We start from the raw sequence: 18,952 nt of genomic DNA on the forward strand, positions 1-18,952 counted from the left end.
AGCTATAGCACGGCGAATTCGGCGCCAACATCGCACCTTGTACCTACCGCATCGCCGGAGGCGCGGCCGGTCGCGCCTGCAGTTGTTCCTACAGCGGAGGCCGGGCGGCCGGTTCGCCCAGGCCGGCGAGGATGGGGCAGTCGGGGCGCCCATCGCCAGCGCAGCAGTCGCTCAGGGTCTGCAGGGTGTCGGCCATCTGCCGCAGCTTCGCGATCCGGTCCTCGAGGTCGGCGATGTGCGCCTGCGCCAGGCGCTTCACGTCGGCGCTGCGGCGCGAGCGGTCGTTCCACAGGCCGAGCAGGTCGGCGATCTCGGCCACCTGGAAGCCGAGGTCGCGGGCGCGGCGGATGAAGCGCAGGCGGTGCACGTCGGCATCGCCATAGATCCGGTAGCCCGACGCGCTGCGATCGGCCGGCGGGACCAGGCCGGCGTCTTCGTAGTAGCGGATCATCTTGGCGGACACGCCGGAGGCCGCGGATGCCTGGCCGATGTTCATGCGTGCCCCCCGGCCACCGCGTCCTTTGCCAGCGGCGGCTTGAACCCGCGCAGGCGCAGCGCGTTGCCGAGCACGAACACGCTCGACAGCGACATCGCGCCGGCGGCGAGGATCGGCGACAGCAGCAGCCCGAACGCGGGATACAGCACGCCCGCCGCCACCGGGATCAGCGCGGTGTTGTAGGCGAAGGCCCAGAACAGGTTCTGGCGGATGTTGCCGATGGTCGCCTTCGACAGGGCGATGGCATTGGGCACGCCCTGCAGGCTGCCCGACATCAGCACAACGTCCGCGGCCTCCATCGCGACATCGGTGCCGGTGCCGATGGCCAGGCCGACGTCGGCCTCGGCCAGCGCCGGGGCGTCGTTGATGCCGTCGCCGACGAAGGCCACGCCACCATGCTCGGCCTTGAGGCGGCGCACCGCGTCGACCTTGCCCGCGGGCAGGACTTCGGCGATCACCTCGTCGATGCCCAGGCGCGCGGCGATCGCCTGCGCGGTGCGTGCGTTGTCGCCGGTGATCATGGCGACCTTGAGGCCGAGCGCATGCAGCGCGGCGATGGCGGCGGGCGTGTCCCGCTTGATGGGATCGGCCACCGCGATGATCGCGGCGAGCCGGCCGTCGATGGCGGCGTACAGCGGCGACTTGCCCTCGCCCGCCAGGCGGGTGGCCACGTCGTCGAACGCATCCACGTCCAGGCCCAGCGAACGCATGTAGCGATCCGCACCGACCTCGACGCGGCGGCCATCGATGCTGGCGCGCACGCCCATGCCGGTGACGGACGTGAACTCCGCCGGCGCCGGCACCGTGATGCCCTCGCCCTCGGCGGCCTCGACGATGGCGCGCGCGATCGGATGCTCGGAGCGCGACTCCACCGCCGCCACCAGCCGCAGCACGTCGGCACGATCGAAGCCCTGCGACACGTCCAGGTCGGTCAGCTTCGGCCGCCCCTCGGTCAGCGTGCCGGTCTTGTCCACCGCCACCACGCGCGCATCCCTGAGCAGCTGCAGCGCCTCGCCCTTGCGGAACAGCACGCCCAGCTCGGCGCCGCGGCCGGTGCCGACCATGATCGAGGTCGGCGTCGCCAGGCCCATGGCGCAGGGGCAGGCGATGATCAGCACGGCCACGGCGTTGACCAGGGCGAAGCCCAGCGCCGGTGAAGGCCCGAAAGCCATCCACACGATGAAGGTCAGCAGCGCCGCGCCCATCACCGCCGGCACGAACCACAGCGTGACCCGGTCCACCAGCGCCTGGATCGGCAGCTTGGAGCCCTGGGCCTGCTCGACCAGGCGGATGATCTGCGCCAGCACCGTCTGCGCGCCCACGGCCGTCGCGCGCAGGGTCAGCGCGCCCTGCTGGTTGACCGTGCCGCCGACCACGGCGCTGCCGGCGGACTTTTCGACGGGCACCGGCTCACCGGTGATCATCGATTCATCGATCCAGCTACTGCCTTCGACGACCTCGCCGTCGACCGGCACGCGCTCGCCGGGCCGCAGCTCGACCAGGTCGCCATCCACGACCTCGCCGATCGGGATGTCGACCGCGCGGCCGTCGCGCACGACCCGCGCGACCTTCGGCTGCAGTCCCACCAGGCGCGTGATCGCTTCCGACGTGCGGCCCTTGGCGCGCGCCTCCAGCCAGCGCCCGAGCAGGACCAAGGCCACGATCACCGCCGCCGCTTCGTAATAGACGTTGGCCGTGCCCTCGGGCAGCAGGCGCGGCGCGAAGGTGGCGACCACCGAATAGCCCCAGGCGGCCAGCGTGCCCACGGCCACCAGCGAGTTCATGTCCGGCGCCATCCGCAGCAGCGCCGGGATGCCGGCGGTGTAGAAGCGCCGGCCCGGAACCACCAGCACCAGCGTGGTCAGCGCGAACTGCAGGATCCAGCTGCGCTGCAGGCCCAGCGTCTGCCCGACCCAGTGGTGCACGGCCGGCACCAGGTGCGAACCCATCTCGAGCAGGAAGACCGGCAGCGCCAGCGCCACGGCCAGCAGCAGGTCGCGTCCGAGCGCGACACGCTCGGCTTCGCGCCGGGCCGCGGCTTCGTCATCGCCGGCGGGCGCGCCGACATCGATCGCGCGCGCCGTGTAGCCGGCCTTGCCGACCGCGGCAAGCAATACGTCGGCCGGGGCCGCACCGTGCACGGTGGCGCGCTCGGTGGCGAGGTTCACGGTGGCTGCGGACACCCCCGGCACCGCCTGCAGCGCACGCTCGACGCGGCCCACGCAGGACGCGCAGGACATGCCTTCCACGGTCAGTTCGATGATGGAGTCGCGCATCCGCGGGGCCTCGCCTTGGTCGCCGTTGAACATGCGAACAGCCTAGACCTTCCCATCATTGGAAGGTCAAGCCGGGCGACGACGCTCAGCTGCCGTCGGGCAGCGGCCGCCCCCAGCGCGCATAGCTTTCCGCAATCCCCTCGCGCAGGCGCCTGGCGCGCACGTCACCCGGCACCACGCCCACATCGCGGGCGATACCCTCCCAGCCTTCCTCGTGCCCGCTGAGCCAGGCATCGAGCACGCCCCGGCAGGGGCGCCCGGAAACGCGCGCCAGGGCGCAGGCGTAGTACAGGTCGCCGGGTACCGTCGCGGGCTTGCCAAGCAGCTCCTCCAGCAGCGGCCGCGGCGCATCGAAATAACGCACCAGCTCATCGATGAAGGCGTCGGGATAGCGCGCGGCGTAGCGGTTGAGGTCGGCCAGCCTGGCATCGACGACGGCGTCGCCGGTACGCGGCTCCCAGGCCGCGGCCTGGTCCTGCGCGGCGGCGGGCGCCAGCAGCAGGATCAGGCAGGCGAGCAGCAGGAAAAGTCGATGGTTCATGTGGATACCTTGCGTGTTCAGGGCTGCCGGCCGAGTGGCTGCAGGAGGTCGCCATCGCGGCCGGGGAACGTGCGTCCCTGCAGGTCGCGCACCTGCAGCGCACCGCCGTGCACCAGGGCGTAGCGGCGCAGGCCGCCGGTGTCGGGCTCAAGGCTGAGCAGGGCGTGGTGGAGCTGCCACTCGCCGCGCTCCTCGAAGCTCACGCTGCCTTCGACCGCAACATACACCTCCACCAGCTCGTAGCGCTGCGCGCCATCCTGGCGCTCGAGCACGAGCCTGGTGTCGATGGCTTCGCAGTCCGCGCAGGGCAGGCTGCCGCGCCATTCGACCGCGCCATGGCCCGCCGGGTCGATGCCGGGGAGCGCGGGCTGCGGGTCCCCGTCGCGCGCGCAGCCCGCCACCAGGCCGACGAGCAGCAGCGCGAGCGCGATGGCATGGACGCGTGGCATGGCGTGATTGTGCCGCAGGGCGCGCCTGCACGCAGGCCCGGTGGCCTCGCCCGGCGCCGGCGCTCGACCGGCACACGCTGCGCGTCAACTAGGCCGCCAGGATCGAACGCAACGCATCCGGCAATCCCGCCGCGGACGCGATCGTGCGCATGCGCCTGCCGTTGCCGGCCGTGACCTCGGCTTCGCGCTCGTGTTCCCAGGTGAGGTGATAGGGCACGTGCACGCCCCATCCGCCAAGCTCCAGCACCGGCGCGATGTCCGAGCGCAGCGAGTTGCCCACCATCACGAACTCCGCCGGCATGATCGCGAATTCCTCCAGCAACCTGCGGTAGGTCGGCACGTCCTTTTCACTGACGATCTCGATGCGCCGGAACAGGCCCGACAGCCCCGAGTCACGGACCTTGGCTTCTTGATGGAACAGATCGCCCTTGGTGACCAGCACCACGGGCACCTCGGCGGCGACCGCTTCGACGGCGTCGCGTATGCCCGGCAGCAGTTCAACCGGATGCCGCAGCAGCGCCTTGGCCAGCGCAACGATGCGGTGCAGGTCGGCGGCAGTGATCCGCCCCGCGGTGATATCGATCGCGGCCTCGATCATCGACAGGGCCATGCCCTTCACGCCGTAGCCGAACACGGCCAGATTGGCCTTCTCGACGGCGTACAGGCGCTCGCTGGTGCGGACATCACCGTTGACGTAGCCGGCGATGATTGCCTCGAAGTCGCGCTGGGCCTGGTCGAACCAGTCCTGGCTGCGCCAGAGGGTGTCGTCGGCATCGAAGCCGACCATCCTGATAGTGGCCATCGAACGATTATCGGTGAAACAGCGCGGCGGCAGGTGCCGCCGCGCATGTCGTGGCCGCGCCCGGGGCGGGCGCGGCCCTTCGATCAGCCCTCGCCGCCGGCCTTGGCAGCGTGGTCGCGGTACTCCTCGGCAGTGAGCTCACCGTCGCCGTCTGCATCGGCCTCGGCGAACACCGCGGCGAGCGCCGGCAGCGCGGCCGACTCATCGCGCGAAATGGTGCCGTTGCCGTCGGCATCGACGTCGGCCCAACCAAGCTGGCGCGCAGCGGGCTGCGCGCCGGAGGTCGTGGCCGGCTGCGTCGCGTCCTGCGCATGAGCGGTGTCGGCGTGCTCCGTGGCGGCGTGCTCCGAGGCGGCGTGCTCCGAGGCGGCCTTCTGCGCATCGCGGACTTCCGGGGGCACCGTGCTCTGGGCCATGGCCAGCGGCATGGCCAGCGCTGCGCCCAGGGCGGCGATGGCGGCGAGGTGGGTGCGTGCATTGCTCATCAGGGGATTCTCCTTGGCGGATGCGGGGGCATCCGCTCGATTCAGGGGTGGCGGCCACACGTGTCGGACCGCGGCGACACCCTGCACCGCCGCGCATTAACCGCATGCACCCCGCGATCCGCGCGTGCACGCGGCCTTAACCACTTCCGCCGCGCCTGCGTTTATGACCGCGTGCACGCGCCGGCGGCCTGCCCGATACTGCCGCTCCGCCCGTCCGGAGATCGACATCATGAAACTGCACGCCCTGGTTGCCGCCTCCGCGCTGGCCCTCGCCGCCACCGCCTGCAGCGGCGATGCCCGCCCGACGGTGGAGCCATCCGTCGACGCAGCCGCAGCCGCCGCGGCGCCCGCTGCGGACCGCACCGACGCCCGCCCCTTCGAGATCGACGTCATCGCGGCCTTCGAAGAACCCTGGGCGATGACCTTCCTTCCCGACGGCCACCTGCTCGTCACCGAGAAGAAGGGGCGGCTGAAGCTGGTCGACGTCGAGAGCGGCGCCACCCGCGACATCGCCGGCGCGCCCGAGGTCGACTACGGTGGCCAGGGCGGCTTCGGCGACGTGCTTGCGCACCCCGGTTTCGCCGACAACGGCATCGTCTACCTCAGCTACGCCGAAGCCGGCGAAGGCGACACCCGCGGCGCGGCACTGGCCCGGGCGAAGCTCGTGCTCGATGCGGACGGCGGCGACCGCCTGGAAAACCTGGAGGTCATCTGGCGCCAGGTGCCCAAGGTCAGCGGCCGCGGCCACTACGGCCACCGCATGGCCTTCGACGCCGAAGGCAAGCTGTGGCTGAGCTCGAGCGAGCGCCAGAAGTTCGACCCGGCCCAGGACATGGCTTCGAACATGGGCAAGATCCTGCGCCTCGAAGACGACGGCCACCCTGCCGCGGGCAATCCCTTCGCCGCCGACGGCGGCGTGGCCGCGGAAGTCTGGTCGCTTGGCCACCGCAACGTGCTCGGCATCGGCTTCGACGCCAGCGGGCAGCTCTGGGACGTGGAGATGGGTCCGGCCGGCGGCGATGAATTCAACCGCGTCGAGCGCGGCGGCAACTACGGCTACCCGATCGTCTCCAACGGCGACCACTACGACGGCCGCCCCATTCCCGACCATGACACGCGGCCGGAATTCATTGCGCCCGCGGTGACCTGGACGCCGGTGATCTCGCCCTCGAGCCTGGTGTTCTACAGCGGCGACGTGTTCCCCGAGTGGAAGGGCAGCGCCTTCATCGGCGGGCTGTCGTCGCAGTCGCTGGTGCGCGTCGCATTCGATGGCGACGGCGCACGCGAAGCCGAACGCTTCGACATGGGCCATCGCATCCGCGCGGTTGAGCAGGGTCCCGAAGGGGGACTGTGGCTGCTCGAGGATGGTGGCCAGGATGGTGGCCAGGGCCGCCTGCTGAAGCTGCTGCCCACCGAAGGCTGATCAGGGCAGGACGGCGCCCGAACCGATCTCCTGCCCGTCCTCCAGAACGCGGAAGCCGCGGCTGCCATCGTCGGGCAGCCGCACCGCGCCGCTGCAGACCAGGTGCACCTCGTGGCGGGTGCCGGGTTCGATCGTTCCCACGCCGCCGCCATCGACGGCGCAGCGCACGTCAACGCCCCCGTCGAAGATGAATTGCCCGCGCCATGCGCCGGCGATCCCGACCACCCGACCACCGTCGGCGGTGGCGCGCATGTCCAGGCGCACCGGGATGCGGTGCCTGCCCGGATAGTCGAGCCGCGGCGGCGTCACCGTCGCGGCGGCCTCCGGCTGCTGCGGCGCTCCGCCGCAGGCGGCCAGCACCAGGGGCAAGGCCAGGGCGAGCGCACAAGGCATGACCCGTCGCGTGATCGCCCGCTTGTTCATCGTTTTTGAACACATACCTGCCATAGTACGGCGACCACGTTCGATGCGATACCGATGCCCGGCACCACCTCCGATGCACCCGGCCCACCCGAACTCGAGCAGGCCATTGCCGAGCTCGAAGGCGAGATGGCCGACCTGCAGCTCAAGTACCGCGATCTCTTCGCCTATGCCAACGCCTGGGCCGAACGGCACGACGCGATCATGCGCCTGTCACCGCCGCACCTGCGCGACAGCACCGAGGCGCGACTGCGCCGCATCGCCATCCGCTGGGGCCTGGCCGAAGGAACGCGCATGACCGCGCAGTTCCCGGCGCTGCGCCAGGCCTGAGCCTCGCGGCGCCGGATGCGTCGCGTCCGGTCAGAAGTCCACGGCCTGCGTGAAATCGCCCAGCAGCTGGCTGAAGATCTCGACCTGGCTCTTGATGTGATCGGCGTGCCGCGCGTGCAGCACTTCGAAGTCGTACTGGAAGAACGGGTCCATCTCGTCATCCAGCAGCACCCTGCCATAGCGGTAACGGGTGTTGTAGACGTTGGCCACCTGCAATGAGGTGCCGTTCGGCAGGTCAAGCCCGATCTCGAGCTGCAACGAGCCGCAGCGCCCGGCATCGCAGTCGTAGAAGTTCATGTAGGCGTTCAGGCCGTCGACCAGGAACTTGATCTTCGGATCACCCACGCTGTCCTCGAGCAGTTCCGGCGACAGGTCCATCGCCTGCAGCACGGACATGGCTTCGTCGCCGGTCACGCCCTTGCCGGTGTCGGCGAGCGCCGGCGCGACGGCCAGGGCCAGCAGCGGGGCCAGCAGGCCCGCGGTCACTTTGCGCATCGTGTATTCCCCCTTGGTAAGGGGGCAAATGCTATCCGAAAGCAGGCGGGTTGCGATCACCTTTGCGGGCCGCGGCAGCGAGTGCATCGTAGGCCCGGCGCACCGCGTCCGCGCCATGGCTGCGCTCCAGGCGCCGTACGATGAAGTGGCCGCGGGCCATGGCCTGGAAATGGCGCATGAACAAGGTGTTGAGCGCGGCGCCGGTGGCCGCGCCCACGATCGGCACCGCCTGCAGCGCCACCTTCTGGCTGACGTTGACCGAAAACCTGGACCCGACCGCCGACAGCAGCTGCACGATCAGTGGACCGCCCTTGCCGACCAGGCCGTGCACGGCCACGTACTCGGCGGCCGCGGCCACCTGCTGCGCGAGCACGGCCCTGGCTGCGAAATAGCCCGACTCGGCGCCGTCGTCGGCACCGGCGCGCCCGCCCATGGTCAGCACTTCGAAGCACCCCAGCGTGGTGGCCGGATCATCCAGCGGCTCGCCTTCGGCGCGCGCGATCTCGGCGATCGAGCGCAGGATCAGGGTGGTGGTGAGCGGCAGCTCCACCACCAGGCCGGCGAGGCCGAAGGCGCCGCCGGCGGCGCCGCTGGCCGCGGCGACGATGGTGTGGGTACGCGGGCGCGCAGGCGGCCCGGCTTCCTTGCCCAGCGTCGCCATGGCCGCGCGCAGCGACTGCTCCAGGGCCTTGCGCACCAGCGCGTTGACGAGCTTCGTCGCAGGCGCCGGCAAGCGCTTGGCCATCACGTACTCGAGGGGCGCGCCGACGAGATTGGCCAGCTGGGCGGCGATGCCGGGGTTCTCCAGCAGGTCGCAGGCCTGCCTGAGCTCGCCCAGCGCTGCGGCATCAAGCGCCACGGGCGGCGTGGGGATGTGGGTCGGGAGGGACGGTGGCATGGGCGCACGTTAGCGCAGGCGATGTCGCCCTCGCGACAACGCGCGATTTGCAGCGGCGGCGGCGTTGCGCATCGCGCCCGGCCCTGGTTTCAGCCGGCGTCGGGATCCTTGCCGGGCGTTGGCGGACCGTCGTCCGGCCACTGATGGTCATGGTCGCCGTCGAGCAGGCGCATGCGCCTGCGCTTGACCTTGAGTTCGTCGCCGGCGCGCACCGTTTGCGTGATCTCCAGCATCTCGACGACCCCCGTCGAATGCCGGAACAGCGCGGCACCGGCTTTGACTATCGACAGCTCGGCCAGCACCTGCTCGCGCGCTTCGGCCGGGATGTCCGCGTCGAACATCTTCTCGGCCACGGCGATCGCGAGTTCGGCCGCCTTCTCCCGATCCAGGTGCGTGGTCCACTCCAGGTGCACGTCGTCCGAATCGCGGTCGTGGACATGAAGCACCAGGGCCACGCGCGCGGGCAGCATGCCCTCGCCCAGGGGATGGTCGAGTTCGACATCGACCTCGTAGCGGCGGCCTTCCTCGAGCTCCACGCCCACGAAGTCGTTGTACTGCACGGCATCTTCCGACAGCAGCATCTGCAACATGTCGGGCGCCATCAGCTGCTCGATGATCGCCTGCACCTGGGGCGCGCCCGTGGCGCGCGCCTTCGCCAGCGCGTCCGCATCGGCGGCGTCGTCACCTTCGGCGGAGGCCAGCCCGGCCTCGAAGCCGGCCAGCAGGGCCGTCTCCATGACCGGCCGCATGCGTTCGGCGACCAGCGACAGATTGCGGATGCCGGCGAAACTCCCGGCGGCGTCGAGCTCGATCTCCAGCACCAGGTCGCCCAGCGACTCGAGCATGCCCTCGATGACGTGGGCACCATCGGGCTCGCCTTCCAGCACCTCATAGCGGCTGTCCGCGAACGACCATGCCTGCAGGAACCCGTCGTCGCGCGCCTCGGTGATGCGGACGGTTTCAATCGAGGTCACGCGCGTGCGCTCGCGGCCGTCGGCATCGCGGTCGTCGTCGTAGTCCTCGGTCGCATAGCGCAGCTCGACGCCTTCGCGCCACGGCAGCACCAGGCTGATCACGTCGGCGCGGGGCGCAGCAGCCGCCGGGTCCCGGGCGACATTCTTCTCGGCCGCCGGCACGGACGCCGCCGCCAGCAGCAACGTCGCCACGCCAAGACATTTCACGATCCCCATTGCGCTCCCCGCGCCGCGCCCCCCGGCGCCATCGCGGCAATCCTACGCGAAGCACGGATGGACGGGACCGCGCCGCGCTTGACCCTGCTCAAGGCGCTGGCGGTCCGTCGCGCTCAGGCTGGACACCCAGTCGCAGCCGCGAGCCGCCGTCGTGAACCAGCCTGCCCTGTATCCCTGCTTCCTCGGCCCCTACGGCGAGAACGACGCGCTGCTTGAATCACTCATGGTCGAGTTCCTGCGCGACCACGTGTACTGGCGGCGCAACCTGCATCCCGAAGACCTCCCGGCGATCCCCACCGGCGCCAACCGCCGGCCCGACTACATCGCCTTCGAATCGCGCCTGCGCCGCGAACTGCACCTGCTGTCGGCGGCGCTCAAGCGCAGCGTGCCCTTCCACAGCCCGCGCTACATGGGCCACATGGTCAGCGACCTGCTGATCCCGGGCCTGGCCGCGCAGATGCTGGCGCTCCCCTACAACCCCAACAACGTCAGTGCCGATGCGGCCCCGATCACCATCGACCTGGAACTGAAGGCCGGGCTGCAGCTTGCGGCGATGATCGGCTACCCGGCCGATCCCGCGCGCGACGACTGCGCCTTCGGCCACCTCACCTCGGGCGGCACCCTGGCCAACGTCCAGGGGCTGCGCCTGGCGCTGGCGCTGAAGGCCTTCCCGGTGGCGCTGCGTGCGGCGGCGGTGCCGCTGCCCGAGGTTCCCGACGATGACTGGGAGGCCTTCAACACCGGGCCGGACGCGGGCACCGCGCTGTTCGCGCAGTGGTGCGCCTGGCGCGACGCCCTGCAGCCGCGCGAGCGCCAGGCCTGGCAGCGTCGTGTCGACGCGCAGCGCATCGAGACCCTGGGCCTGGCCGGCTTCCTCGAACGCCACCCGGAACTGTCGTCGCCGCGGGTGTTCGCTCCCGCCACCGCGCACTATTCGTGGAGCAAGGGCATGAAGATGCTCGGCCTGGGGCGCGCACAGCTGGAACTGATCCCCGGTCGGGCGATGCGCCTGGATGTGGATGCGCTGGAGGAGGCACTCCAGGCGTGCCTGCGGCTGCGGGAGCCGGTGCTGATGGCGGTGGGCGTACTCGGCAGCACCGAGTTCGGCACCATCGACCCGATCGACCGCCTGGCCGACGCGCGCGCGCGCATGCAGGCGCGAGGCCTGGGCCTGTCCCTGCATCTGGATGCCGCCTGGGGCGGCTACCTGGCGGCGCTGTTCCGCGAGCCCGACGGCCGCCTGCGCCCGCGCGACGACGTCGCCGCCGGGTTCCAGTCGTTTCCGCACCCCGAGGTACACGCCGCCTTCGCCGCGATCCCGCGCATGGACTCGGTCACCATCGATCCGCACAAGCTCGGCTACCTGCCCTACGGCGCCGGTGCCTTCCTGTGCCGCGACCAGCGCGCGATCGGGCTGTTGGCCGAGGACGCCGACTACGTCTTCGACGACGCGCCGGACACCGGCTATTTCCAGCGCCACCGCCAGCTCGGTCGCTACATCCCCGAGGGTTCCAAGCCCGGCGCCAACGCCGCCGCGGTCTACGTCACCCACCGCGTGCTGCCGCTGGACCATGAACACTTCGGCCGCCTGCCGGCGCAGGGCATCCTCGCGGCCGAGGCGTTCATGGCCGAGGCACGGGGTTTCATCGAACGCATCGCAGCGCTGGCCACCGCCGTGCTGCCCTTCGAACCCGACTGCAACCTGGTCTGCCTGGCGATGAACCCCCGCGGCAACCACGACGTCGCGCGCATGAACCGCTTCATGCGCGGGCTGCACCGGGCACTGCGCGCCGATCCCGGGCAAGCGACGCAGCGCGGGGAATACTTTGGCTCGATGACCACGCTGCGGCCCGAGGCCATGGGCGCTGTCGACACCGCGCGCGTGCTGCAGGCGCTGGGATTCGAGTCCGGCGACCTGGACGAAGGCAGCGAAGACCACGATCGCATCGTGGTCCTGCGCCACACGCTGATGAATCCCTTCCTGCTCGACGCCGGCTGCGCCGACGGCGGCTACATCCGCGGCTACTTCGACTACCTGGAGCGGCTGGTGTCCGCGGCGCTGGCTCCCGGCGCACAGGCGGTCCGTGCCTGAAACACCCGCCTCACCCGCACTTGGAGTAGCCGCAGTTCAGGCAGGTCGCGCAGCCGTCCATGACCACCACGGCCTTGGTGCTGCACTTGTGGCACATGGTGGCCGAGGGCGGGAAACTGGTGCCATCGCCGGTGACCGCCACGTCCTCGCCGCTGCCATCGCGACCCTGGTCCGCGAACAGGCTGCCTACCGGACCGGCATCGGCGGCGGCTACGTCGGTATCAGCGTTTTTTTTTGAGCGTGCCTCGTACTCGCGGCGCTTTTCCTCGATCAGCGCGCGCCGCTCCGGGCTCATGTCCGGATCGTGGAGCATGCCGATCGACTTCAGGTGCTCCTCGACGATCGCGCCGAGCTCCGCCACCAGCGAGGGCATGTACACGCCGCCGGCCTTGAAGTAGCCGCCGCGCGGGTCGAACACCGACTTCATTTCCTCGATCAGGAAGGTGACGTCGCCGCCCTTGCGGAACACCGCCGACATGATGCGGGTCAGCGCGACGATCCACTGGAAATGGTCCATCGACTTCGAGTTGATGAAGATCTCGAACGGGCGCCGCAGCTCGTGCTCGGTGCCGGCATTGAGCACGATGTCGTTGATGGTCACGTACATGGCGTGTTCCACCAGCGGCGACTTGATCTTGAACGTGCTGCCGATCAGCACTTCCGGGCGCTCGATGCGCTCGTGCATGTGGATGACTTCGGCCGTCGGGCGGACCGCGGGCGTGCCCTGCGCATCGCTGGCTGCGGCCTTGGCAGGCGCTGCCTTGTCCCCGCTCTCGGCGGTGGCGACGGAGTAACCGGTGATTTTCTTCTGGATCTTGACGGCCATGACGCGTTTTCCTGCTGTTCGTGGATGCCCGGCCTCCCCCGGGGCACGGGGGAGGCCGGGCGGATTACTTGCCTGCGGCCTTCGATGCCGCCTTCCGCGGCGCCGCCTTGCGGGCGGGCGCCTTCTTCACTGCCGCCTTCGCGGGCGCCTTCTTCGCGGCCGCCTTGCGGGCAGTCACCTTCTTCACCGCCGCCTTCTTCACGACGGGCTTCTTTGCCGCGACCTTGCGGGCGACCGACTTGCTGGCGACGGTCTTCTTCGCCACGGCCTTCTTCGCGGCCGCCTTGCTGGCGGCCTTCTTCGCGACCTTCTTTGCCGCGCGCTTGCGCGTGAGCGCGGCCGCCTCGGCCTTGGCGCCTGCGCTGGTGGCGGCCAGTGACTGCTTCGCCCCGGCAACGCGCTTGGCCACGGCCTTCCTGGCCGTGCCGGTACGCTTGGCGACCGCCGTCTTCGCCTTCGCAGCCGACTTCACCACCGCGTCCTCGGCCTTGCCGGCCGCCGTCTTCGCCTGCTTCACCACGGTCGACGCACGCTTGGACACCGCACCGCCGACAGCCTTCGCCTTGTCGGCGACGACCTCGGCGGCCGTGCCGAGGGTCGCCGCGACCCCATTGCCGTTGCTCATTGTGTTTGCCTCGTCGTCATGTCGCGGGCGGGGCGCCCGCAGGCGGAATGTAACGCGCTCAGAACTTTCCGTAGTAACCCTCTTTCAGGGCGTCGAACAGGTTGGCGGCGGTGTGGGTCTCGCCGTCGTACTCGATCTCCTCGTTGCCCCTGGCCTCCACCGTGGTCCCGTCCTCGAGCTCGAAGCGGTAGGTGGTGCCGGCAAGGTCGGATTCCTTCACCAGCACGCCCTGGAAGGCGGCCGGGTTGAAGCGGAAGGTGGTGCAACCCTTCAGGCCCTGCGCGTGGGCATACAGGTAGATGTCCTTGAAGTCCTCGTAGGGGTAGTCGGTCGGGACGTTCGCGGTCTTGGAGATCGACGAGTCGACCCATTTCTGCGCCGCGGCCTGCACGTCGACGTGCTCCTTCGGGTTGATGTCGTCGGCGGAGATGAAGTAGTCCGGCAGCCGGGTGGCGGGGTCGTCGCTGAACGGCATCGCGCCGGCATTGACCAGGTGGCGGTAGGCCAGCAGCTCGAAGGAGAACACGTCCACCTTTTCCTTCGACTTCTTGCCCTCGCGGATCACGTTGCGGCTGTAGTGGTGCGCGAACGACGGCTCGATGCCGTTGGAGGCGTTGTTGGCCAGCGACAGGCTGATGGTGCCGGTGGGCGCGATCGAGCTGTGGTGGGTGAAGCGCGCGCCGGTCTCCGCCAGCTGTTCGACCAGTTCCGGGGCGACGCCGGCGATGCGCTGCATGTAGCGCGAATACCGCGCGTGCAGGACCTTGCCGGGGATCTCCTGGCCGAGCTTCCAGCCGTCGGCGACCATCTCCGGGCGCTTGCGCAGCATCTCGGCGGTGACTTCGAAGCGCTCTTCCATGATCGGCGCCGGGCCCTTCTCCTGCGCCAGCGTCAGCCCGGTTTCCCAGCCAGCGACGGCCATCTCGCGGGCGACGCGGTCGGTGAAGTCGCAGCTCTCCTTCGAGCCGTACTTCATCTTCAGCATGGTCACGGTCGAACCCAGGCCCAGGAAGCCCATGCCGTGCCGGCGCTTGCGCATGATCTCATCGCGTTGCTGCTGCAGCGGCAGGCCGTTGACCTCGACCACGTTGTCGAGCATGCGGGTGAACACGCGCACCACTTCCTTGTATTCCTCCCAGTCGAACTCGGCCTGGTCGGTGAAGGGGTCGCGCACGAACTTGGTCAGGTTGACCGAGCCCAGCAGGCAGGCGCCGTAGGGCGGCAGCGGCTGCTCGCCGCAGGGGTTGGTGGCGCGGATGGTCTCGCACCACCAGTTGTTGTTCATCTCGTTGACGCGGTCGATCAGGATGAAGCCCGGCTCGGCATAGTCGTAGGTGGACACCATGATCATGTCCCACAGGTGCCGCGCGCGGACCTTGCCGTACACCTTGCAGGCCACCAGGCCGTCGTCGCGCACGATGTAGCCCTGGTGCTGCGGCCAGTCGCGCCACTCCACCGCGCCCGGATCGGCGAGATCGATGTCGCCCTGCTCCTTCTCGTTGATCGGGAACACCAGCGGCCAGTCGCCGTCGGACTTCACCGCATCGATGAAGCCGTCGGTGACCAGCAGCGACAGGTTGAACTGGCGCAGGCGCCCGTCCTCGCGCTTGGCGCGGATGAAGTCGCGCACGTCGGGGTGGCTGACATCGAAGGTGCCCATCTGCGCGCCGCGACGGCCGCCGGCCGACGACACGGTGAAGCACATCTTGTCGTAGATATCCATGAACGACATCGGCCCCGAGGTGTAGGCGCCGGCGCCGGCGACGAAGGCACCGCGCGGGCGCAGCGTCGAGAACTCGTAGCCGATGCCGCAGCCGGCCTTCAGCGTCAGGCCGGCCTCGTGGACCTTCTCCAGGATGCCGTCCATGGAGTCGAGGATGGTGCCGCTGACGGTGCAGTTGATGGTGCTGGTGGCGGGCTTGTGTTCCAGCGCGCCGGCGTTGGACGTGATGCGGCCGGCGGGGATCGCCCCGCGGCGCAGCGCCCAGAGGAAGCGCTCGTTCCAGTACTTGCGCTTCTCGGCCGTGGTCTCGGCCTCGGACAGCGCGCGCGCGACACGCTGGCAGGTGCCGTCGATGTCGGCATCCAGCGCGTCGCCCTGCTTGGTCTTCAGGCGATATTTCTTGTCCCAGATGTCGACCGAGGCCGGCTGCATCGGGATGTCCTGGTCGGTGCCAGCCATCGTGTTCCTCACAGCTTCCAGGCGAACCGTACTCATGCTGCTTCCATCTCCTTGATCCTGCCCGTCCGCGTGCGAACCGGGTGTCGTTGTCCTGTCATGCCCGGCGCACCCCGAGGGGCTGATCGCGCCGATGGCGAAGCCACGCCGCGCGCATTCGCGCACCGTGGCTCATGTCGTTTTTTGCGTGTCCCCTGTCACATCCTGCATGCGCCAGTACCTCCCGCCGCCGCGGATGGAATGAATGGGCCAAACCCCACCACTTGGGCCGATGACACTATGCCCACCCCAAGATGTAGTGGCAAGTGGAAAGTTGACGCTACTCGCGGGCGGCAGCCAAGTCAACCGATCCCGTGGCACGCCGCAGATGCGCGCGTTTGGCATCGGCAAGCCGGCAGCGTCGGCATCACCACCATGCGGATACGGTAAGTTAGGCAACCCCGGACCCGGCGGGCGCAGCGCGCACCGCGTCGCGACCGCTGCGTTTCAGGCGCGATTCCATGACCTCCATCGAAACTGGCAAGGGTTTCCCTTCCGCACCATGCCGATGAAGCAATCGACCCGGACCCTCCTCGCACTGACGCTTGCCGCCGCCTTCGGCGGATTCGCCGCAACCTTGATCCGCGACGGCCTGCAGGTACCGGCCCGCGCCGAGCCCGCGCCGGCCGCAGCCGTGCCCATGGTGGCGGCGCTGCCGGCCACCATCGATGGCCAGGCCCTGCCTTCCCTGGCGCCGATGCTGCGCCGGGTCACGCCGGCCGTGGTCAGCGTGCACACCAAGCAGCGCGTGCGCATCAACAATCCGTTCGCCAACGATCCCTTCTTCCGCCGCATGTTCCCCGGCATCCCCGAGGAGCGCATCAACGAGTCGCTGGGCTCGGGCGTGATCGTCGACGCCGCGCGCGGCTACGTGCTCACCAACCACCACGTCATCGAGGGCGCCGACGAGGTGTCGGTGACCCTGTCCGACGGCCGCACCCTGGCCGCCGAGTTCGTCGGTTCCGACGGCGACACCGACCTCGCGCTGATGAAGATCCCGGTGCCGGCCGACGGCGCCCCGCTGCAGGCGATCGCGCTGGCCGACAGCAGCGCGCTGCAGGTGGGGGACTTCGTGGTCGCGGTCGGCAACCCGTTCGGCGTCGGCCAGACGGTGACCTCGGGCATCGTGTCCGCGGTCGGCCGCAGCAACGTGCCCGGCGTGGGCTACCAGAACTTCATCCAGACCGACGCCAGCATCAACCCGGGCAACTCCGGCGGCGCGCTGGTGAACCTCCGCGGCGAGCTGGTCGGCATCAATACCGCCAGCTTCAACCCGCGCGGCAGCATGGCCGGCAACATCGGCCTGGGCTTCGCCATCCCCGCGAACCTTGCGCGCGGCGTGATGCAGCAGCTTGCTGCCACCGGCGAAGTGCGCCGCGGCACGCTCGGGATCGACACCCAGGACCTCGACGACCGCCTGGCCGCCAGCCTCGGGCTCGCGGCCGGGAGCCACGGCGCGGTGGTGACCCGCGTCCACGCGGATTCCGCGGGCGCCAATGCCGGCCTGCGCCCCGGCGACGTGATCGTGGCCGCCAACGGCGAGCGCATCGCCGACGGCGAGTCCCTGCGCAACTTCCAGGGCCTGCAGCCGGCGAACGCGCGCGTCACCCTCGACGTGCGCCGCGACGGCAAGCCGGTGCAGGTGCAGGCCACCCTGCGCGAGCAGCCGCGGGTACTGGCCGGCCAACAGCTCGATCCACGCCTGTCGGGCGCCAGCTTCGCCGAGCTGCCCGAGGCCTTGCGGCGCAGCGGCGTGTCGGGCGTGCTGGTGGAGGACGTCGCACGCGACAGCCGCGCGGCGCGCAGCGGATTGCGCGCCGGCGACATCGTGCTCGGCGCCGGCAACGCGCGCGCCGGCGACCTGTCCGCACTGCGCGCTGCGCTGTCAGAGGCACCTGAGCAACTGGCCCTTCACATCCAACGGGGCCGCGGACAAGGCACCCTGTTGATGAAATGACCCGCCCCCAAGCAAGGAGACCGCAATGAGCCCCACCCACACCGACAACATGAAGTCCAACCTGTCCGAGGCCGGCGGACACCTGAAGCAGGCCGCCGTCGACACCGCCGACGCCGTGCGCGGTGCAGCCGCGGCCGCGGGCGAGGAAATGCGCTTGGGCAAGGCCCACTTGAAGGCCGACCTTGCCGACGGCGCGATCGCCGGCCTGTCCGCGCTGGAACAGGCCGCCGGTGCCGGCAGCGAGCAGGTCGACCAGCTCATGGAGAAGGGCCGTGACCTGATCGACAGCGCCGCCGACCTGATCCGCGAACGCCCGATCGCATCCTTCGGCGCGGCCTTCGCGGCCGGCTGGATCATCGCCAAGCTCGCGCGCAGCGGCGACAAGTAAGCGGCGTGGAGTCGCAGCCGCCACCGCCGGACCTCGCCGAGTCGCTGCGCGAACTGCGCGAGAGCGGCCTGGCCGGGATCAGCGCAACCGGCGACGCCGCCAAGGCGCTGCGCGAGCTGCTGGCCGCGGATGTCTCGCTGGCCCGCAGCGCCGCCGGGCGCAGCGCCGTCTTCGCCGGCGCGGCGGTGATGTTCGGCGCCTCGGCCTGGCTGCTGCTGATGACCGCGCTGATCGTGGTCCTGAGCAACCAGGTGGGATTGCCGTGGTGGCTGTCGCTTGGCGGCTGTGGGCTGCTCAGTGCGCTATGTGCCTGGCTCGCACTGCAGAAGGCCACGGACTATTTCGAACACACGCGCCTCAAGGCGACGCGGCGCCAGCTGGCGCGCCTGGGTATCGGCGAACTGTCCGAACTGATGCCTTCGGCCGGCTCGGCGGAGTCGGCGCGCGCCGCGGAGGCCACCCTGCGCGACAGCGCCCGCGCCGCCGGAGCGACACCGCCATGAGCTTCGAGGAACTGCTGGCCAAGGTGGCCCGGGCCGAAGACATGCTCGAGGCACAGGAGCGGCGCGTGGCCGCCAACCTGCGCGTGCTGGGCGGCTCGTGGCGCGAAGCATGGACGCCGCCACGGGTGATCGTGGCCGGCCTCGCCGCGGGCTTCCTCGCCGGGTGGGCACGGCCGGCGCGCGCGGTGGCCGGCATCGAACCCACGCGCTGGCTGCAGCTGGCGGGCAGCCTGGCTGGCCTGGTCGGCAGCGTCCAGGCCGCGTTCGCGGCATCCGAAGCGAAAGACGCCGCCGCGGACGCCGGGGCCGTGGCGGCCGATGCCGCGGACGTGGCAACCGGCGGGCCGGCGTCGGCAGCACAGCCTGCTGTGGGGCAGCCTGCGGAAGACCGCGCGCGCGCGGAGGAGGCCGCCCCGCCTGGCCGGATCCCTGCGGCTGCCGATCGCAGGCGCGTTCCCGACCCGTCATGGGACGCGCCGCCACGCCCTGCGGAAGCCGCCACGGAACTGTCCGAACGGCGCTGAGGGCGCCGGCGCCG

General features: G+C 70.3%; 20 protein-coding genes. 7 read left to right on the forward strand and 13 right to left on the reverse strand.

Annotation, left to right across the window (positions count from 1 at the left end; all coding sequences use genetic code 11):
* Nucleotides 1-88 precede the first annotated feature (88 nt).
* The 6 genes from cueR to ACW5F0_RS07050 form a co-directional block, all read right to left on the reverse strand.
* Nucleotides 89-496 carry a Cu(I)-responsive transcriptional regulator gene (gene cueR / locus ACW5F0_RS07025; RefSeq protein WP_456999372.1) on the reverse strand — a complete coding sequence of 136 codons (408 nt, stop codon included), beginning with the start codon at nucleotides 494-496 and terminating at the stop codon, nucleotides 89-91.
* Entirely contained in the window at nucleotides 493-2,805 is a 2,313-nt protein-coding gene (locus ACW5F0_RS07030; RefSeq protein WP_456999374.1) for a heavy metal translocating P-type ATPase, read from the reverse strand. The genes cueR and ACW5F0_RS07030 overlap by 4 nt, the downstream gene beginning before the upstream one ends.
* Before the next feature lie 52 nt (nucleotides 2,806-2,857).
* Complete coding sequence (locus ACW5F0_RS07035; RefSeq protein ID WP_456999376.1) at nucleotides 2,858-3,313, reverse strand: hypothetical protein; 456 nt, start codon at nucleotides 3,311-3,313, stop codon at nucleotides 2,858-2,860.
* Nucleotides 3,314-3,330: 17 nt separating this feature from the next.
* Nucleotides 3,331-3,762 (reverse strand): copper resistance protein NlpE N-terminal domain-containing protein, encoded by a 432-nt coding sequence (locus ACW5F0_RS07040; protein ID WP_456965672.1) that lies wholly within the window; start codon nucleotides 3,760-3,762, stop codon nucleotides 3,331-3,333.
* A gap of 88 nt (nucleotides 3,763-3,850) precedes the next feature.
* Complete coding sequence (locus ACW5F0_RS07045; protein ID WP_456965671.1) at nucleotides 3,851-4,564, reverse strand: HAD family hydrolase; 714 nt, start codon at nucleotides 4,562-4,564, stop codon at nucleotides 3,851-3,853.
* 83 nt (nucleotides 4,565-4,647) lie between these two features.
* The gene (locus tag ACW5F0_RS07050; RefSeq protein WP_456999377.1) at nucleotides 4,648-5,049 is read right to left on the reverse strand and encodes an EF-hand domain-containing protein; all 402 of its coding nucleotides are present in this window, start codon (nucleotides 5,047-5,049) and stop codon (nucleotides 4,648-4,650) included.
* A gap of 229 nt (nucleotides 5,050-5,278) precedes the next feature.
* On the opposite strand from ACW5F0_RS07050, the gene ACW5F0_RS07055 reads away from it, so the two are divergent.
* Entirely contained in the window at nucleotides 5,279-6,472 is a 1,194-nt protein-coding gene (locus ACW5F0_RS07055; protein ID WP_456999378.1) for a PQQ-dependent sugar dehydrogenase, read from the forward strand.
* Here ACW5F0_RS07055 and ACW5F0_RS07060 read toward each other — a convergent pair whose 3' ends face one another.
* Complete coding sequence (locus ACW5F0_RS07060; protein ID WP_456999379.1) at nucleotides 6,473-6,895, reverse strand: hypothetical protein; 423 nt, start codon at nucleotides 6,893-6,895, stop codon at nucleotides 6,473-6,475.
* Between the two features lie 54 nt (nucleotides 6,896-6,949).
* Between ACW5F0_RS07060 and ACW5F0_RS07065 the strand changes: the two genes are divergently transcribed.
* Nucleotides 6,950-7,222: a hypothetical protein gene (locus ACW5F0_RS07065; protein WP_456965667.1), complete on the forward strand. Its 273-nt coding sequence runs from the start codon at nucleotides 6,950-6,952 to the stop codon at nucleotides 7,220-7,222.
* Nucleotides 7,223-7,252: 30 nt separating this feature from the next.
* On the opposite strand, the gene ACW5F0_RS07070 is transcribed toward ACW5F0_RS07065, so the two are convergent.
* The 3 genes from ACW5F0_RS07070 to ACW5F0_RS07080 all read right to left on the reverse strand — a co-directional run bounded on the left by ACW5F0_RS07070 (nucleotide 7,253) and on the right by ACW5F0_RS07080 (nucleotide 9,796).
* The gene (locus tag ACW5F0_RS07070) at nucleotides 7,253-7,717 is read right to left on the reverse strand and encodes a YbjN domain-containing protein (RefSeq protein WP_456965666.1); all 465 of its coding nucleotides are present in this window, start codon (nucleotides 7,715-7,717) and stop codon (nucleotides 7,253-7,255) included.
* Nucleotides 7,718-7,748: 31 nt separating this feature from the next.
* A complete protein-coding gene (locus ACW5F0_RS07075) occupies nucleotides 7,749-8,615 on the reverse strand; it encodes an EcsC family protein (protein WP_456965665.1) in 867 nt (288 codons plus the stop codon).
* 89 nt (nucleotides 8,616-8,704) lie between these two features.
* The gene (locus tag ACW5F0_RS07080) at nucleotides 8,705-9,796 is read right to left on the reverse strand and encodes a hypothetical protein (protein WP_456999380.1); all 1,092 of its coding nucleotides are present in this window, start codon (nucleotides 9,794-9,796) and stop codon (nucleotides 8,705-8,707) included.
* A gap of 160 nt (nucleotides 9,797-9,956) precedes the next feature.
* Between ACW5F0_RS07080 and ACW5F0_RS07085 the strand changes: the two genes are divergently transcribed.
* Nucleotides 9,957-11,897 (forward strand): pyridoxal phosphate-dependent decarboxylase family protein, encoded by a 1,941-nt coding sequence (locus tag ACW5F0_RS07085; RefSeq protein ID WP_456965663.1) that lies wholly within the window; start codon nucleotides 9,957-9,959, stop codon nucleotides 11,895-11,897.
* A 10-nt stretch (nucleotides 11,898-11,907) separates the two neighbouring features.
* Here the strand turns inward: ACW5F0_RS07085 and ACW5F0_RS07090 are convergent, their stop codons facing one another.
* From ACW5F0_RS07090 to ACW5F0_RS07100, 3 genes are all read right to left on the reverse strand, one after another.
* Nucleotides 11,908-12,723 carry a TSCPD domain-containing protein gene (locus ACW5F0_RS07090; protein ID WP_456999381.1) on the reverse strand — a complete coding sequence of 272 codons (816 nt, stop codon included), beginning with the start codon at nucleotides 12,721-12,723 and terminating at the stop codon, nucleotides 11,908-11,910.
* Nucleotides 12,724-12,787: 64 nt separating this feature from the next.
* Nucleotides 12,788-13,348, reverse strand: coding sequence for a histidine biosynthesis protein HisIE (locus tag ACW5F0_RS07095; RefSeq protein WP_456999382.1), 561 nt, complete (start codon nucleotides 13,346-13,348; stop codon nucleotides 12,788-12,790).
* A gap of 58 nt (nucleotides 13,349-13,406) precedes the next feature.
* Nucleotides 13,407-15,566 carry an adenosylcobalamin-dependent ribonucleoside-diphosphate reductase gene (locus ACW5F0_RS07100; RefSeq protein ID WP_456999383.1) on the reverse strand — a complete coding sequence of 720 codons (2,160 nt, stop codon included), beginning with the start codon at nucleotides 15,564-15,566 and terminating at the stop codon, nucleotides 13,407-13,409.
* Between the two features lie 508 nt (nucleotides 15,567-16,074).
* Between ACW5F0_RS07100 and ACW5F0_RS07105 the strand changes: the two genes are divergently transcribed.
* Genes ACW5F0_RS07105 through ACW5F0_RS07120 form a run of 4 tightly spaced genes read left to right on the forward strand, consistent with a single transcriptional unit; the run spans nucleotide 16,075 to nucleotide 18,938 of the window.
* Nucleotides 16,075-17,523, forward strand: coding sequence for a Do family serine endopeptidase (locus tag ACW5F0_RS07105; protein WP_456999384.1), 1,449 nt, complete (start codon nucleotides 16,075-16,077; stop codon nucleotides 17,521-17,523).
* 25 nt (nucleotides 17,524-17,548) lie between these two features.
* Nucleotides 17,549-17,911, forward strand: a complete 363-nt coding sequence (locus tag ACW5F0_RS07110) for a hypothetical protein (protein ID WP_456965658.1) — start codon at nucleotides 17,549-17,551, stop codon at nucleotides 17,909-17,911.
* A 5-nt stretch (nucleotides 17,912-17,916) separates the two neighbouring features.
* Nucleotides 17,917-18,414 carry a phage holin family protein gene (locus tag ACW5F0_RS07115; RefSeq protein WP_456999386.1) on the forward strand — a complete coding sequence of 166 codons (498 nt, stop codon included), beginning with the start codon at nucleotides 17,917-17,919 and terminating at the stop codon, nucleotides 18,412-18,414.
* Nucleotides 18,411-18,938: a protein sip-5 gene (locus tag ACW5F0_RS07120; RefSeq protein WP_456999387.1), complete on the forward strand. Its 528-nt coding sequence runs from the start codon at nucleotides 18,411-18,413 to the stop codon at nucleotides 18,936-18,938. Before ACW5F0_RS07115 ends, ACW5F0_RS07120 begins: the two co-directional genes overlap by 4 nt.
* Nucleotides 18,939-18,952 lie beyond the last annotated feature (14 nt).

The sequence above is a fragment of the Luteimonas sp. A534 genome (genome assembly GCF_054072805.1).